Annotated in this window: 11 protein-coding genes and 1 tRNA gene; all 12 read left to right on the top strand. The window is 61.2% G+C overall.

Annotated features, from left to right (window positions below):
- The first annotated feature begins 165 nt into the window (after window positions 1-165).
- The 12 genes from OQE62_RS18595 to fusA all read left to right on the top strand — a co-directional run bounded on the left by OQE62_RS18595 (window position 166) and on the right by fusA (window position 16,158).
- Window positions 166-241, top strand: a tRNA-Trp gene (locus OQE62_RS18595).
- A 114-nt stretch (window positions 242-355) separates the two neighbouring features.
- Window positions 356-724, top strand: a complete 369-nt coding sequence (secE, locus tag OQE62_RS18600; RefSeq protein ID WP_265723548.1) for a preprotein translocase subunit SecE — start codon at window positions 356-358, stop codon at window positions 722-724.
- Window positions 725-734: 10 nt separating this feature from the next.
- On the top strand, window positions 735-1,268 hold the full coding sequence (nusG, locus tag OQE62_RS18605; protein WP_265723549.1) for a transcription termination/antitermination protein NusG: 534 nt from the start codon (window positions 735-737) through the stop codon (window positions 1,266-1,268).
- Window positions 1,269-1,426: 158 nt separating this feature from the next.
- Window positions 1,427-1,858, top strand: coding sequence for a 50S ribosomal protein L11 (rplK, locus tag OQE62_RS18610; protein WP_265723550.1), 432 nt, complete (start codon window positions 1,427-1,429; stop codon window positions 1,856-1,858).
- Window positions 1,859-2,554 carry a 50S ribosomal protein L1 gene (gene rplA / locus OQE62_RS18615; RefSeq protein WP_265723551.1) on the top strand — a complete coding sequence of 232 codons (696 nt, stop codon included), beginning with the start codon at window positions 1,859-1,861 and terminating at the stop codon, window positions 2,552-2,554.
- A gap of 338 nt (window positions 2,555-2,892) precedes the next feature.
- On the top strand, window positions 2,893-3,390 hold the full coding sequence (gene rplJ / locus OQE62_RS18620) for a 50S ribosomal protein L10 (RefSeq protein WP_265723552.1): 498 nt from the start codon (window positions 2,893-2,895) through the stop codon (window positions 3,388-3,390).
- 90 nt (window positions 3,391-3,480) lie between these two features.
- Entirely contained in the window at window positions 3,481-3,852 is a 372-nt protein-coding gene (rplL, locus tag OQE62_RS18625; protein ID WP_265723553.1) for a 50S ribosomal protein L7/L12, read from the top strand.
- A gap of 337 nt (window positions 3,853-4,189) precedes the next feature.
- Complete coding sequence (gene rpoB, locus OQE62_RS18630; RefSeq protein ID WP_265723554.1) at window positions 4,190-8,263, top strand: DNA-directed RNA polymerase subunit beta; 4,074 nt, start codon at window positions 4,190-4,192, stop codon at window positions 8,261-8,263.
- A gap of 104 nt (window positions 8,264-8,367) precedes the next feature.
- Window positions 8,368-12,597: a DNA-directed RNA polymerase subunit beta' gene (rpoC, locus tag OQE62_RS18635; protein WP_265723555.1), complete on the top strand. Its 4,230-nt coding sequence runs from the start codon at window positions 8,368-8,370 to the stop codon at window positions 12,595-12,597.
- A 371-nt stretch (window positions 12,598-12,968) separates the two neighbouring features.
- A complete protein-coding gene (rpsL, locus tag OQE62_RS18640; RefSeq protein WP_265723556.1) occupies window positions 12,969-13,343 on the top strand; it encodes a 30S ribosomal protein S12 in 375 nt (124 codons plus the stop codon).
- A 112-nt stretch (window positions 13,344-13,455) separates the two neighbouring features.
- Window positions 13,456-13,926 carry a 30S ribosomal protein S7 gene (gene rpsG, locus OQE62_RS18645; RefSeq protein WP_265723557.1) on the top strand — a complete coding sequence of 157 codons (471 nt, stop codon included), beginning with the start codon at window positions 13,456-13,458 and terminating at the stop codon, window positions 13,924-13,926.
- A 123-nt stretch (window positions 13,927-14,049) separates the two neighbouring features.
- Window positions 14,050-16,158, top strand: a complete 2,109-nt coding sequence (gene fusA / locus OQE62_RS18650) for an elongation factor G (RefSeq protein WP_265723558.1) — start codon at window positions 14,050-14,052, stop codon at window positions 16,156-16,158.
- Window positions 16,159-16,266: the final 108 nt, after the last annotated feature.

The raw sequence follows: 16,266 nt of genomic DNA on the forward strand, positions 1-16,266 counted from the left end.
GTACCGTTGGCGCCGGTGTTGTGTCCAAGATCATCGAGTAATCGCAGTTGGCGGGTCGAAGATTCCGCCAAATTGCTCGTTGAATGGGGGCGGAAGCGGTGCTAGACTCCGCTCCCTTGTTTTTCGGTCTCCGCTGTAAAAATAGGCAGCGGTTGCCGGATCTTCAGGCCAGTGGCTCAATTGGTAGAGCATCGGTCTCCAAAACCGAGGGTTGGGGGTTCGAGTCCCTCCTGGCCTGCCAGCTTTCAATCGCCCCGCCTTGTATGTGCCTGAGGGCGTCACGGGTCCGCGAATTTTCGATCCGTGCTTGTAAGCGCTAAGGGCTTTTCAATTTGTGCGCTAAGGGCTTCTTTGTATGAACGCGAAAGTAGAGGCGAAAACCTTTCGTCTTGACGGCCTGAAGTGGCTGCTGGTGCTACTGCTGGTCGGTGCCGCCGTGGCGGGCAATTCCTACTACGCCGAATATCCCCTGCTTTACCGTGTGCTGGCGATGGTTGCGCTCTGCGTGGTCGCGCTGGCGGTGGCGGTCAATACCGCCAAGGGGAGCGCCTTCTGGAAGCTGTTGCGGGAAGCGCAGGTAGAAGTGCGCCGGGTCGTCTGGCCGACCCGTCAGGAGGCCACCCAGACCACGCTGATCGTGGTGGTGTTTGTGCTGTTTATGGCGCTGGTGTTGTGGGGGCTGGACTCCGCCCTGGGCTGGGCAGCTTCCAGGATTATCGGCTAAAGGTTGACGCATGGCTAAGCATTGGTACGTGGTTCAGGCTTACTCCGGCTACGAGAAGCGCGTCGCTTCCTCGTTGAAGGAGCGCATCGAACTGCACGAAATGGATCACCTGTTCGGTGAGGTGCTGGTGCCCACTGAGGAAGTGGTGGAGATGCGCGCCGGTCAGAAGCGCAAGAGCGAGCGCAAGTTCTTCCCCGGCTATGTGCTGGTGGAAATGGAGCTGAGCGACGATACCTGGCACCTGGTTAAAGAGACGCCGCGGGTGCTGGGCTTTATTGGCGGCAAGGCGGACAAGCCGGCGCCGATCACCGATCGCGAAGCCCAGGCCATCCTGAATCGCATCGACGATTCAGTGGACAAGCCCAGGCCCAAGACCCTGTTCGAGCCCGGCGAGATGGTGCGGGTTACCGACGGTCCGTTCAACGATTTCAACGGCGTGGTGGAAGAAGTCAACTACGAGAAAAGCCGCCTGCGGGTGGCCGTGTTGATTTTCGGTCGTTCCACGCCGGTAGAGCTGGAGTTTGGTCAGGTCGAAAAGACCTGATCAGGCAGGCGTTTTTTTTGCCCTCTTTCGCCGAAAGGTGGAAGGGGGCTTTCGCGTCCCTGTCACTCTGATGGTGGGCGGGGACCCCGGGGAGCCGGGCGCTGCAGTTTCGGCTGTGTAGCGCAGGCGTTAACACCCAACTGAGAGAGGAAGCTGTAATGGCTAAGAAAATTGAAGCTTATATCAAGCTGCAGGTGGCCGCCGGCCAGGCCAACCCGAGCCCGCCCGTAGGTCCGGCGCTGGGTCAGCACGGCGTGAATATCATGGAGTTCTGTAAGGCGTTCAACGCCGAGACCCAGAATATGGAGCCGGGCATGCCGGTGCCGGTAGTGATCACTGTCTACGGCGATCGCTCCTTTACCTTCATCAAGAAGACGCCGCCGGCCTCCGTGCTGCTGCGCAAGGCCGCCAATATCAAGAGTGGCTCCGGCCGCCCGAACACCGAGAAGGTGGGCAAGGTCACCCGCGAACAGCTGGAAGAGATCGCCACCACCAAGCAACCCGACCTGACCGCTGCCGATATGGATGCAGCCGTGCGCACTATCGCCGGCTCCGCTCGCAGTGCCGGTATCGATGTGGAGGGTATGTAAGTGGCCAAATTGAGCAAGCGTCAGCGCGCTATCGCTGAAAAAGTGGAAGCGGGTAAAGCCTACGGTTTTGAAGAGGCCGTGGCCCTGCTGAAAGAACTCTCCAATGTGAAGTTCGCCGAAACCATCGATGCTTCCGTGAACCTGGGCATCGATCCGCGCAAATCCGACCAGGCTGTGCGCGGCGCCACTACCCTGCCGCACGGCACCGGTAAAGATGTGCGCGTGGCCGTATTCACCCAGGGCGCCAACGCCGACGCGGCGACAGAAGCCGGCGCGGACCTGGTGGGTATGGACGAGCTGGCAGCGGATGTGAAAGCCGGCAAGATGGATTTCGACGTGGTGATCGCCTCTCCGGATGCGATGCGGGTAGTCGGCCAGCTGGGCCAGATCCTGGGGCCGCGCGGCCTGATGCCGAACCCGAAGACCGGTACCGTGACCCCGGACGTGGCCACTGCGGTCAAGAACGCCAAGGCCGGTCAGGTGCGCTTCCGTGCCGACAAGGGCGGCATCATTCATGGCGGTATCGGCAAAGTGGCTTTCGACCCCAATGCGCTGAAGGAAAACCTGGAAGCGTTGGTTGCCGATCTGAAGAAGGCCAAGCCGTCTTCTTCCAAGGGCGTGTATCTGAAGAAGATCACCCTGAGCACTACCATGGGCCCGGGCCTGACCATCGATCAGGCTTCCCTGAGCATTTAATCGAGCCCGCGGGGCGCAGGCTCCGCGGCAAACAGAACTTTGGGGTCCGCACCCTTTCCCGCCCCTCTCCAGGAGGGTCGCAGAAGGGCAGCGGGCCGTCAAAGACCGTAGGCGCCGGCGGTGTTTGAGGTTTAAATGCCGCCAGCTTAATCCGGATTCCGGCCAGGCCGGCCATCGAGGGAGTTCGAGCCTACGCAGACGGTGTCGCCCAAACCAGTATTCTATTACTGGATTTGAGCTGCAGCCTGAGCTCGTCGTGAAACGATGGCTCAGGTTGAACACCGGAGCGGATCGGGAAAGAGTTTTCCGGTCCTTTTTTCAAATCCAGGAGTGACACTATGGCTATTGGACTCGAAGACAAGAAAGCGATTGTCGCAGAAGTCCAGCAGGCTGCTGAGGGTGCTCTGTCTGCGGTCGTTGCGGATTCCCGTGGCGTAACCGTGAACGACATGACCGCCCTGCGCAAAGAGGCTCGCGAGCACGGCGTTTGGATGAAAGTCGTCCGCAATACTCTGGCGCGTCGCGCTCTGGCAGGTACCGAATACGAATGTCTGACAGACAACTTCGTCGGTCCCAGTCTTATCGCTTTCTCCAGTGAACACCCGGGTGCCGGTGCGCGCATCCTGACGGCGTTCGCTAAGGGAAACGAAAGGATGGAGCTGAAAGGTGCTGCCTTCGAAGGCGAAGTCGCTGATGTCGCCATGTTGGCCACGTTGCCGACTTACGACGAAGCGATCGCCAAGCTGATGAGCGTGCTGAAAGAAGCATCCGCTGGCAAGTTGGTCCGCACTATTGCGGCCGTACGCGACCAGAAAGAAGAGCAGGAAGCTGCTTAATGACTTCGCAGGGCGAAGTTGCAGTTTTCACAGGCTTTCTCAATGAATACACGAGCAGTTTCGCTGCTCACCAATATCAGGTACTGAATCATGTCTCTGACTAAAGAAGATATCATCAACGCGATTGCCGAAATGTCCGTCAAGGACGTTGCCGAGCTGATCGAAGCCATGGAAGAGAAGTTCGATGTAACTGCTGCAGCTGCTGTTGTGGCCGGCGGCGCTGCCGGTGGCGAAGAAGCCGCTGAAGAAAAGGACGAGTTCGACGTAATCCTGACTTCTCCCGGCGAGAAGAAAGTGAACGTAATCAAGGCTGTTCGCGGCATCACCGGCCTGGGCCTGAAAGAAGCCAAGGCTCTGGTAGATGGCGCCCCGGCTCCGCTGAAGGAAGGCGCGACCAAGGAGGAAGCCGAGGAGGCCAAGACTCAGCTGGAAGAAGCTGGCGCAACCGTAGAACTGAAGTAATTCGGCTGTTGCGACTCTCCGTCGGCGACCGGTTTTTTCCGTCCGCCGGCGGCAAGGCTGGTGCGCTCTGCGCGCCGGCCTTTTTGCCGTTTGCGGCAATGTAGTTTTGCGTCTCTTCCCGTGCGCGGGAATCGGCCGTTGAAGCTGCAATTGACACCTTACCGCAGTCCGCGCGCTACTGAAAAGCGCAACTGTTGGAGAGGCTTCCGAAGAGTGTAGTGAATGCTGCATTGCTCAGAGGCTTCTCGCCCGGGCGAGTTTTGCGCCGCCGGCACGCTATCCGGTGCCGGGGCACAGCTCCACGAAGTCTTGTCACCGATCAAGCTGGGGAATATGAATGGCTTACTCATACACTGAGAAAAAACGTATCCGCAAGGATTTTGGCAAACTGCCCAAGGTCATGGACGTGCCTTTCCTGCTTGCGATACAGCTGGATTCTTATCGCAAATTTACACAGGCCGACAGTCGTGCCGATGACCGCATGGACGTGGGGCTGCAGGCCGCGTTCAAGTCCGTATTTCCGATTGTCAGCTACTCCGGCAATGCGGCACTGGAGTATGTGAGCTACCAACTGGGTAAGCCGGCATTCGACGTCAAGGAGTGTACCCTGCGCGGTGTTACCTACTCCTGCCCGCTGCGGGTGCGCGTGCGCCTGATCATTTACGACAAGGAGTCTGCCAACAAGTCCATCAAGGATATCAAGGAGCAGGAAGTCTACATGGGCGAGATCCCGCTCATGACCGAAAACGGTACCTTCGTGATCAATGGTACCGAGCGCGTGATTGTTTCCCAGCTGCACCGTTCCCCGGGTGTGTTTTTCGATCACGACAAAGGCAAGACTCACTCTTCCGGCAAGCTGTTGTACGCCGCGCGCGTGATTCCCTACCGTGGTTCCTGGCTGGACTTCGAGTTCGACCCGAAAGACCTGGTGTACGTGCGCATCGACCGCCGCCGTAAGCTGCCGGCGACCATCCTGCTTCGGGGCCTCGGCTTCAGCTCCGAAGAAATGCTGGATATGTTCTTCGACACCAGTAAATTCGATCTGCACGAAGAGAGCTGCAGCCTCGAGTTGATTCCCTCGCGCCTGCGCGGCGATGTGGCCTCCTTCGATATCAAGGACGGCAAGGGCAAGGTCATCGTCGAGGAAGGCCGCCGTATCACCCCGCGCCACATTCGCCAGCTGGAAAAGGCCGGCGTCGAGCGCCTGGAAGCGCCGCTGGAGTATCTGCACGGTCGCGTGCTGGCGCTCGACGTCATCGATGAGTCCACCGGCGAGGTGGCGATCGAGTGCAATACCGAGATTACCGACGAGGTACTGGGCAAGCTGCGCGCGCTGGGCGTGACGAAGCTTGAAACCCTTTACACCAACGACCTGGACCGCGGTCCGTTCATTTCCGATACCCTGCGCGCGGACCCGTCCCGCACGCAACTGGAAGCGTTGGTGGAAATCTACCGCATGATGCGCCCGGGCGAACCGCCCACCAAGGAATCGGCCGAATCCCTGTTCGAGAACCTGTTCTTTACCGACGAGCGCTACGACCTGTCCGCGGTCGGTCGCATGAAGTTCAACCGCCGGCTGGGCCGCGACGAAGAGACCGGCAAAGGCACCCTGAGCAAAGAGGACATCGTCGATGTACTGCGGACGCTGATCGACATCCGCAATGGCCAGGGCATGGTGGACGATATCGACCACCTGGGTAACCGCCGCGTGCGTTCCGTGGGCGAAATGGCCGAAAACCAGTTCCGCGTGGGCCTGGTGCGCGTCGAGCGCGCCGTGAAAGAGCGCCTGTCCATGGCCGAGTCCGAAGGCCTGATGCCCCAGGATCTGATCAACGCCAAGCCGGTTGCCGCCGCGGTGAAGGAATTCTTCGGTTCCTCCCAGCTGTCCCAGTTGATGGACCAGAACAACCCACTGTCGGAAGTGACCCACAAGCGTCGCGTCTCCGCCCTCGGCCCGGGCGGCCTGACCCGCGAGCGCGCCGGCTTCGAGGTGCGCGACGTGCACCCGACCCATTACGGCCGCGTCTGCCCGATCGAGACGCCGGAAGGCCCGAACATCGGCCTGATCAACTCCCTGGCCACTTACTCTCGCGCCAACCACTACGGTTTCCTCGAGAGTCCGTACCGCCGGGTGGTGGACGGCCAGACCACCGACGAGATCGAGTACCTGTCCGCGATCAATGAAGCCAACTATGTGATCGCCCAGGCTTCCGCTGCCACGGACGAAAATGGCCGCTTCACCGATGACCTGGTCAGCGTGCGCCACCAGAACGAGTTCAGTCTCAAGTCGCCGTCGGAAATCCAGTATATGGACGTGTCCGCCAAGCAGGTGGTTTCCGTGGCCGCGGCGATGATTCCGTTCCTCGAACACGACGACGCCAACCGCGCCCTGATGGGCTCGAACATGCAGCGCCAGGCGGTACCGACCCTGCGCCCGGATAAGCCGCTGGTGGGCACCGGCCTGGAGCGCACCGTGGCGCGCGACTCCGGTGTCTGCGTGGTGGCCCGCCGCGGCGGCGTGATCGAGCGTGTCGACGCCGGCCGCGTGGTGGTGCGCGTGCGGGACGAAGAAGTGGAGGCCGGTGACGCGGGTGTGGATATCTACAACCTGACCAAGTACACCCGCTCCAACCAGAACACCTGCATCAACCAGCGCTCGATCGTGCAGACCGGCGACGAGGTGATGCGCGGCGATATTCTCGCCGACGGCCCGTCCGTGGACCTGGGTGAGCTGGCGCTGGGCCAGAACATGCGCGTCGCCTTCATGCCCTGGAACGGTTACAATTTCGAGGATTCCATCCTCATCTCCGAGCGCGTGGCGCAGGAAGACCGTTTTACCAGCATCCATATCCAGGAACTGACCTGTATCGCCCGCGATACCAAACTGGGCAGCGAAGAGGTCACCGCGGATATCCCCAATGTGGGCGAGTCGGCGCTGAACAAGCTGGACGAATCCGGCATCGTCTACATCGGTGCGGAAGTGGGCCCGGGTGACATCCTGGTAGGCAAGGTGACGCCCAAGGGCGAGGCCCAGTTGACTCCGGAGGAGAAACTGCTGCGCGCCATTTTCGGCGAGAAGGCCTCCGACGTGAAGGACACCTCCCAGCGCGCTCCCAGCGGTGCTCGCGGTACCGTGATCGACGTGCAGGTATTCACCCGCGATGGCCTGCAGAAGGATCAGCGCTCCCTCGATATCGAGAAGGCGCAGCTGGACGAGGTGCGCAAGGACCTGAACGAAGAATATCGCATCGTCGAGGGCGCGACGTTCGAGCGTCTGCAGGCGGCACTGGAAGGCCAGAAAGTGGCCGGTGGCAAGGGTGTCAAGAAGGGCGATGTGCTCACCGCCGAAGTGCTCGCCGAATTGCCGCGCGAGGACTGGTTCAAGCTGCGCATGGCCGAAGAGAGCCTCAACGAGCAGCTGGAGAAGGCCGAGGCGCAGCTGAAGGACCGCCGCAAGCTGCTCGACGAAGCCTTCGAGGACAAGAAGAAGAAGCTGGAATCCGGCGACGACCTGGCGCCGGGCGTGCTGAAGATCGTCAAGGTCTACCTGGCCATCAAGCGCCGCATCCAACCGGGCGACAAGATGGCCGGTCGCCACGGCAACAAGGGTGTGATCTCCGTGATCAAGCCGGTCGAGGATATGCCCTACGACGAAAACGGCGAGCCGGTAGACATCGTCCTCAACCCGCTGGGTGTGCCGTCCCGTATGAACGTGGGGCAGGTACTGGAAATGCACCTGGGTATGGCCGCCAAGGGCCTGGGTGTGAAGATCGACCACATGCTCAAGGAGCAGCAGGACGTCGCCAAGATGCGCAGCTTCCTGGACGAGGTCTACAACACCACCGGCGGTCGCGTGGAAGAGCTGGAGGCGCTGACCGACGAGGAAGTGCTGGCGATGGCCCGGAACCTGCGCAAGGGTGTGCCCATGGCCACGCCGGTCTTCGACGGTGCCGACGAGGGCGAAACCAAGAAACTGTTGCGCCTGGCGGACGTGCCGGACTCCGGCCAGATCACCCTGTACGATGGCTGCACAGGCGACGCCTTCGAGCGCCCCGTGACCGTGGGCTATATGTACATGCTGAAGCTGAACCACCTGGTGGAGGACAAGATGCACGCGCGCTCCACCGGTTCCTACAGCCTGGTCACCCAGCAGCCGCTGGGCGGCAAGGCGCAGTTCGGTGGCCAGCGCTTCGGTGAGATGGAGGTCTGGGCGCTGGAAGCCTACGGCGCTGCCTACACCCTGCAGGAAATGCTGACCGTCAAATCCGACGACGTGGAGGGCCGTACCAAGATGTACAAGAACATCGTCGACGGCGACCACCGCATGGAGCCGGGCATGCCCGAATCCTTTAACGTACTGGTCAAGGAAATCCGCTCCCTCGGCATGAATTTCGATCTGGAGCACGAGTAAGACCGGTATCAATCGGATTTAGTAGATACAGCCGGCGGTGAGCAGTACTGCCGCCGGCAACCCGGCCCAGTCCGGGTTGACTACCCCCTAGTGGAGGAAAGGCCTTGAAAGATTTGTTAAACCTGGTGAAAGACCGGGAACAGCTGGAAGAGTTTGACGCTATCCGTATCGGTCTGGCTTCGCCGGACATGATCCGCTCCTGGTCCTACGGCGAAGTGAAAAAGCCGGAGACCATCAACTACCGCACCTTCAAGCCGGAGCGCGAGGGCCTGTTCTGTGCCAAGGTTTTCGGCCCGGTGAAGGACTACGAGTGCCTGTGCGGCAAGTACAAGCGCATGAAGCACCGCGGCATCATCTGCGAGAAGTGCGGCGTTGAAGTGACCAAATCCAAGGTGCGTCGCGAGCGCATGGGCCATATCGAACTGGCCAGCCCGGTGGCGCATATCTGGTTCCTGAAATCCCTGCCGTCCCGTATCGGCCTGCTGCTGGACATGACCCTGCGGGATATCGAGCGCGTGCTCTATTTCGAGTCCTACGTGGTGACCGATCCGGGCATGACCACCCTGGAGCGCGGCCAGCTGCTGAACGACGAGCAGTACTTCGAGTCCATGGAAGAGTTCGCCGACGAGTTCGAAGCCAAGATGGGCGCCGAGGCCATCCAGGAACTGATGCACGACATCGAGTTGCCGGCGGAAATCCAGCGCCTGCGGGAAGAGATCCCGGCCACCAACTCCGAGACCAAGATCAAGAAGCTGTCCAAACGCCTGAAGCTGCTGGAAGCCTTCTACAAATCCGGCAACGACCCGGAGTGGATGATCATGAAGGCGCTGCCGGTGCTGCCGCCGGACCTGCGCCCGCTGGTACCGCTGGACGGCGGTCGCTTCGCGACTTCCGACCTGAACGACCTGTACCGTCGCGTGATCAACCGCAACAACCGTCTCAAGCGCCTGCTGGAGCTGAACGCGCCGGACATCATCGTGCGGAATGAAAAGCGTATGCTGCAGGAATCCGTGGACGCACTGCTGGACAACGGCCGCCGCGGCCGCGCCATCACCGGCTCCAACAAGCGCCCGCTGAAGTCCCTCGCGGACATGATCAAGGGCAAGCAGGGTCGTTTCCGCCAGAACCTGCTGGGCAAGCGCGTCGACTATTCCGGCCGCTCCGTGATCGTGGTGGGGCCGGCGTTGCGCCTGCACCAGTGCGGCCTGCCCAAGAAAATGGCCCTGGAGCTGTTCAAGCCGTTCATTTTCGGCAAGCTGGAAAGCCGCGGCCTGGCCACCACCATCAAGGCGGCCAAGAAAATGGTCGAGCGCGAAGAAGCGGTGGTGTGGGATATCCTCGACGAAGTGATCCGGGAGCACCCGGTGCTGCTGAACCGCGCCCCGACCCTGCACCGCCTGGGTATCCAGGCGTTCGAGCCGGTGCTGATCGAAGGCAAGGCCATCCAGCTGCACCCGCTGGTATGTGCGGCCTACAACGCCGACTTCGACGGCGACCAGATGGCGGTGCACGTACCGCTGACCATCGAAGCGCAGCTGGAATCCCGCGCGCTGATGATGTCCACCAACAATATTCTCTCCCCTGCCAGCGGCGAGCCGATCATCGTGCCGTCCCAGGACGTGGTACTGGGCCTGTACTGGATGACCCGCGAGCGCGTCAACGACAAGGGCGAGGGCATGGCCTTCTCCGACGTCAAGGAAGTGAGCCGCGCCTTTTACGCCCAGCAGGTTGGCCTGCAGGCGCGGGTCAAGGTACGCACCCGCGAGGTTGAGATCGGCGAGGATGGTGAAAGACACGAGAAGCGCACCGTGTACGACACCACTGTCGGACGCGCGCTGCTGTGGAATATCGTCCCGGATGGCCTGCCGTTCGAGCTGGTCAACCAGCCGATGAAGAAGAAGGCCATTTCGCGCATCCTGAACGAAAGCTATCGCAAGGCGGGCCTGAAACCGACCGTGATCTTTGCCGACCAGTTGATGTATACCGGCTTCGACTTCTCCACCAAGTCCGGCTCCTCCATCGGCGTGAACGACTTCGAGATTCCGGCGGCCAAGGCCGAGCTGATCGCCAGTGCCGAAGAGGAAGTGAAAGAGATCGAGAGACAGTTTGCCTCCGGCCTGGTCACTGGCGGCGAGAAGTACAACAAGGTGATCGACGTCTGGTCCCGCACCAATGACAAGGTGACGCAGGCGATGATGGCCGGCATCAAGAAGGAGCCGGTAGTCGACCGCGACGGCAACGAGACAGAGCAGGACTCCTTCAACTCCGTGTACATGTACGCCGACTCCGGCGCGCGGGGTTCCGAGGCGCAGATCCGCCAGCTGGCCGGTATGCGCGGCCTGATGGCGCGTCCGGACGGCTCCATTATCGAGAACGCCATTACCGCGAACTTCCGCGAGGGGCTGAGCGTACTGCAGTACTTCATCTCCACTCACGGTGCCCGCAAGGGTCTGGCGGATACCGCCCTGAAGACCGCCAACTCCGGTTACCTGACCCGCCGCCTGGTGGATGTGTCCCAGGACGTGGTGGTGACCGAAATCGACTGCGGTACCGACGACGGCCTGACCATGGCGCCGGTAATCGAGGGTGGCGACGTGATCGAGTCCCTGGGTGACCGGATTCTGGGTCGCGTGGTGGCGCGTGACGTGATCAAGCCGGGCAGCGAGGAAATTGCGATTCCCGCCGGCACCATGATCGACGAAGCCTGGGTCGATCGTATCGAGACCATGGGCATCGACGAAGTGATCGTGCGCTCGCCGATCACCTGTGAGACCGCCCACGGTATCTGCGCCCAGTGCTACGGCCGCGACCTGGCCCGCGGGCACCGCACCAACCCGGGCGAGTCCGTCGGCGTTGTGGCGGCCCAGTCCATCGGCGAGCCGGGCACCCAGCTGACCATGCGGACCTTCCACATCGGCGGCGCGGCGAGCCGCGCCTCCATGGCGGACAGCATCCAGGTCAAGCAGGAAGGTACCGTGCGCCTGCACAACGTGAAGACGGTCAAGGCCGAGAGCGGCGTGCTGGTGGCGGTATCCCGCTCCGGTGAACTGGCCATCGCCGACGGCGCCGGCCGCGAACGCGAGCGCTACAAGCTGCCCTACGGTGCCGCGATCAGCGTGGACGAAGGTGCCCGGGTGGAAGGCGGCCAGGTGGTCGCCAAGTGGGACCCCCACACCCACCCGATCATCACCGAGGTGGCCGGCTGGGTGAAACTGTCCGGTATGGAAGAGGGGCTTTCGATCCGTCGCCAGACCGACGAGATCACCGGCCTGTCCTCCATCGAGGTGATCGACCCGGCCGAGCGCCCGGCGGCGGGCAAGGACCTGCGCCCGGCCGTGACCCTGGTCGACGAAGACGGCGGCGAACTGACCCTGGCCAACAGCAACGCGCCGGCGCACTACGCGCTGCCGTCCCGCGCCATCGTCAGCCTGAAGGATGGCGACAAGCTGAATATCGGTGACATCGTCGCCCGTATTCCGCAGGAATCCGGCGGCACCAAGGATATCACCGGCGGTCTGCCGCGGGTGGCCGACCTGTTCGAGGCGCGCAAGCCGAAGGAGCCGTCCATCCTGGCGGAGATCTCCGGTACCGTGTCCTTCGGCAAGGAGACCAAGGGCAAGGTACGCCTACAGATCACCCCGGCCGATGGCAAGCCGCTGCCGAACGGCAAGGATCACTTCGAGGTGCTGATTCCGAAGCATCGCCAGCTGACCGTGTTCGAGGGCGAGACGGTGGAGAAGGGCGAGGTCATCTCCGACGGCCCGTCCAACCCGCACGACATCCTGCGCCTGAAGGGGGTCGAGGAGCTGGCGCGCTACATCACCAACGAGATCCAGGAGGTCTACCGCCTCCAGGGTGTGGGCATCAACGACAAGCACATCGAGACCATTGTGCGCCAGATGCTGCGCAAGGTGGAGATCACCGAGATGGGCGATTCCGAGTTCATCAAGGGCGACCAGGTCGAGTACCAGCGCGTGGTGGAAGAGAACGAGCGCCTGCGCGCCGAGGACAAGCAGCCGGCCCAGTTCGAGCGCCTGCTGTTGGGTATCACCAAGGCATCGCTGGCCACCGAGTCCTTCCTGTCCGCGGCCTCCTTCCAGGAGACCACCCGCGTCCTCACGGAAGCGGCGGTCACCGGCAAGGAAGACAGCCTGCGCGGCCTGAAGGAGAATGTGGTCGTGGGCCGCCTGATTCCGGCCGGTACCGGCCTGGCGCACCACACCGAGCGCAAGCGCAAGCGCAGCCAGCAGCTGGACGAGGCCATGGGCGAAGGCCCCTCCGCCGCCGAGGTGGAAGCGGCCCTGACCGAGGCCCTGAAGTCCTCCGGCGAGTAACCCGGGAGCGCGGAGCTATTCACCCGTGCGCTGAAGGCTCCAGCTCCGCAAACGGGCCGCAGGCCCGCTCTCCCCTCTCCCGCCGGGAGAGGGGCCGGGGGAGAGGGTGCCTGATTCAGCCATCGGTATCAGGGCCTTCGCATCTGGCTTTGCAGGCCTCGCTCCACGGAGTCCTGAGAACCGAAGGTCGAGGTTAGTACCCACTTCCCTCAACCAATTGACTACGCGGGTCGCCGCCTATAGAATGCGGCCCCCGCTTATGTGGGGTGTTCTGTCCGGGCCTCTTCCCAAGGCAAAGGGCCGGCAGTACACACAGACGACTGGGCCCCCGCTCTCGAGGTGGGGGCGTTTTATTTTTGGAGTGATTTTTAATGGCAACGATCAACCAGTTGGTTCGTAAGCCGAGAAAACGCAAAGTCGAAAAAAGCGACGTTCCCGCCCTGCAGGCCAGCCCGCAGCGCCGCGGAGTCTGCACTCGCGTGTATACCACTACACCGAAGAAGCCGAACTCCGCACTGCGCAAGGTTTGCCGTGTGCGCCTGACCAACGGTTACGAAGCGACTTCGTACATCGGTGGTGAAGGCCACAACCTGCAGGAGCACAGCGTGGTACTGATTCGCGGCGGTCGTGTTAAGGACCTGCCGGGTGTGCGCTATCACACTGTTCGCGGTGCGCTGGATTGTGCCGGCGTCAACGATCGCAAGCAGGGCCGTTCCAAATACGGCGCCAAGCGTCCCAAGGGCTGATCAGCCTTAAGACTTTTGCGTTTCGGTTTTCCAACCGGAGTAAGGCCGAGCTCGCCGGATTGTATTGAAGTACGGCGGCGTCTCGGAGTAACCCTGAAGAGAGGCAATTCTCATGCCGAGAAGACGAGTAGTCGCCAAGCGCGAAATACTGCCCGATCCCAAATTCGGGAATGTCACCCTGGCCAAGTTCATGAACCATGTCATGATCAGCGGCAAGAAATCTGTTGCAGAGGGTATCGTTTACGGCGCCCTGGACACGGTTTCAGACAAATTGAACAAAGACCCGATCGAGGTTTTCGAAGAGTCCCTGGAAAACATTGCCCCGATGGTGGAAGTGAAGTCCCGTCGCGTCGGCGGTGCGACTTACCAGGTACCGGTCGAAGTGCGTCCCTCGCGCCGCATGGCACTGGCAATGCGCTGGCTGGTGGACTTCTCCCGCAAGCGCGGTGAGAAATCCATGGTGCAGCGCCTGGCCAACGAAATGATCGATGCTTCCCAGAACAAGGGCGGCGCGGTCAAGAAGCGTGAAGATGTTCACCGTATGGCGGAAGCCAACAAGGCGTTCTCTCACTACCGCTTCTAAGCCTCATGACCTTTTTGCATCGCATAAAAAGCATCGTGAGTCATTAATACCGAAAGGCAGCACGGACCTAACTTTGAAGTTACAGGCCAGGCTGCCTTTTGCCGTTATATCGAGGATACAACTGTGGCACGTCAAACGCCTATTGATCGTTATCGCAATATCGGTATCTGCGCCCACGTAGACGCCGGTAAAACCACCACCACCGAGCGAGTCCTCTTCTACACCGGCCTGTCCCACAAAATCGGTGAGGTGCACGAAGGCGCCGCCACCATGGACTGGATGGAGCAGGAGCAGGAACGCGGTATCACCATCACCTCCGCTGCTACCACCTGTTTCTGGGCCGGTATGCAGCAACAGTTCAAGCAGCACCGCGTCAACATCATCGACACCCCCGGGCACGTGGACTTCACCATCGAGGTGGAGCGTTCCCTGCGTGTACTGGACGGTGCCGTGGTGGTGCTGTGCGGCTCCTCCGGTGTGCAGCCGCAGACCGAAACCGTGTGGCGCCAGGCCAACAAGTACGAAGTGCCGCGCATGGTGTTTGTCAACAAGATGGACCGTGCCGGTGCCGACTACCAGATGGTTGTCGACCAGCTGCGCGACCGCCTGAATGCCAACGCCGTCCCGCTGCAGATGACCATCGGCTCGGAAGACGAGTTCAAGGGTGTGGTCGACCTGGTCAAGATGAAGGCCATCCTGTGGAACGAAGACGACATGGGAACCACCTTCGACTACGGCGACATCCCGGCCGAGCTCCAGGATACCTGCGACGAAATGCGCGAGTACCTGGTGGAAGCCGCGGCGGAGGCCAGCGAAGAGCTGATGGAAAAATACCTGGAAGAGGGTGAGCTCTCCGAAGAGGAAATCAAGGCGGCCCTGCGCCAGCGTACCCTGGCCAACGAAATCGTGCCGGTTCTGGGCGGCTCCGCCTTCAAGAACAAGGGGGTTCAGGCCGTACTGGACGCCGTGATCGAATACCTGCCGGCGCCGACCGAAGTGCGCGCCATCGAGGGTACCCTGCTGGACAAGGACGAAACCGTCGAGACCCGCGAAGCGGACGACAATGCGCCCTTCGCTGCACTGGCGTTCAAGATTGCCACCGACCCCTTCGTCGGCACCCTGACTTTCTTCCGCGTCTACTCCGGCCGGCTGGAAAGCGGCACCGCGGTGTACAACTCCGTGAAGCAGAAGAAAGAGCGCGTCGGCCGTATGGTGCAGATGCACTCCAAAGAACGTAAGGAGATCAAGGAAGTACTGGCCGGCGATATCGCCGCGGCGATCGGCCTGAAAGACGTGACCACCGGTGACACCCTGTGTGACGAGAAGAACAAGATCGTTCTCGAGCGCATGGAGTTCCCGGAGCCGGTCATCTCCGTCGCGGTGGAGCCGAAATCCAAGCCCGACCAGGAAAAGATGGGTGTCGCGCTGGGCAAACTGGCCCAGGAAGACCCGTCCTTCCGTGTGAAGACCGACGAAGAGTCCGGCCAGACCATCATCTCCGGTATGGGTGAGCTTCACCTGGATATCATCATCGATCGCATGAAGCGCGAGTTCAACGTCGAGGCGAATATCGGCAAACCGCAGGTTGCCTACCGCGAGGCCATTCGCAACAACGTCGAAATCGAAGGCAAGTTTGTGCGACAGTCCGGGGGTCGCGGTCAGTACGGTCACGTTTGGGTCCGTTTCGAACCGGCCGAAGACCAGGACGAAGAAGGCCTGGAATTCGTCAACGAAATCGTGGGCGGCGTGGTACCGAAGGAATACATTCCGGCGGTACAGAAAGGGATCGAAGAGCAGATGCAGAACGGCGTACTGGCGGGCTACCCGCTGCTGGGCCTGAAGGCGACCCTGTACGACGGTTCCTTCCACGATGTGGATTCCAACGAAATGGCGTTTAAAATTGCCGCTTCCATGGCCACTAAGCAGCTGTCCGAGAAGGGCGGTGCGGTACTGCTGGAGCCGATGATGAAAGTGGAAGTGGTCACTCCGGAAGAGAACATGGGCGACGTGGTTGGTGACCTGAACCGCCGCCGTGGCCTGGTCCAGGGCATGGAAGAGAGCTCTGCCGGTAAAGTGATCAACGCCGAGGTGCCGCTGGCCGAGATGTTCGGCTATGCGACCGATCTGCGCTCCGCCACCCAGGGCCGTGCTACTTACTCCATGGAGTTCCACGGCTACGCGGAAGCGCCGAAAAACGTTGCCGATGACATCATCGCCAAAAACAAAGCTTAAGCTTTAACTCAAATACAAACTTTTAGTTAGAGGATCCTGAAGATGGGAAAAGAAAAGTTTGAACGTTCCAAGCCCCACATCAATGTGGGCACCATCGGTCACGTCGAC

Origin of the sequence: Microbulbifer halophilus (assembly GCF_026183675.1) — a bacterium.
GTDB classification, from domain to species: domain Bacteria; phylum Pseudomonadota; class Gammaproteobacteria; order Pseudomonadales; family Cellvibrionaceae; genus Microbulbifer; species Microbulbifer halophilus.

Excerpts from the sequence above, each read along its gene's own strand:
- secE (WP_265723548.1), top strand. The coding sequence starts at position 356 with ATGAACGCGAAAGTAGAGGCGAAAACCTTTCGTCTTGACGGCCTGAAG.
- rpsG (WP_265723557.1), top strand. The coding sequence starts at position 13,456 with ATGCCGAGAAGACGAGTAGTCGCCAAGCGCGAAATACTGCCCGATCCC.
- rpsL (WP_265723556.1), top strand. The coding sequence starts at position 12,969 with ATGGCAACGATCAACCAGTTGGTTCGTAAGCCGAGAAAACGCAAAGTC.
- rplK (WP_265723550.1), top strand. The coding sequence starts at position 1,427 with ATGGCTAAGAAAATTGAAGCTTATATCAAGCTGCAGGTGGCCGCCGGC.
- rplL (WP_265723553.1), top strand. The coding sequence starts at position 3,481 with ATGTCTCTGACTAAAGAAGATATCATCAACGCGATTGCCGAAATGTCC.
- rpoB (WP_265723554.1), top strand. The coding sequence starts at position 4,190 with ATGGCTTACTCATACACTGAGAAAAAACGTATCCGCAAGGATTTTGGC.
- nusG (WP_265723549.1), top strand. The coding sequence starts at position 735 with ATGGCTAAGCATTGGTACGTGGTTCAGGCTTACTCCGGCTACGAGAAG.
- rplJ (WP_265723552.1), top strand. The coding sequence starts at position 2,893 with ATGGCTATTGGACTCGAAGACAAGAAAGCGATTGTCGCAGAAGTCCAG.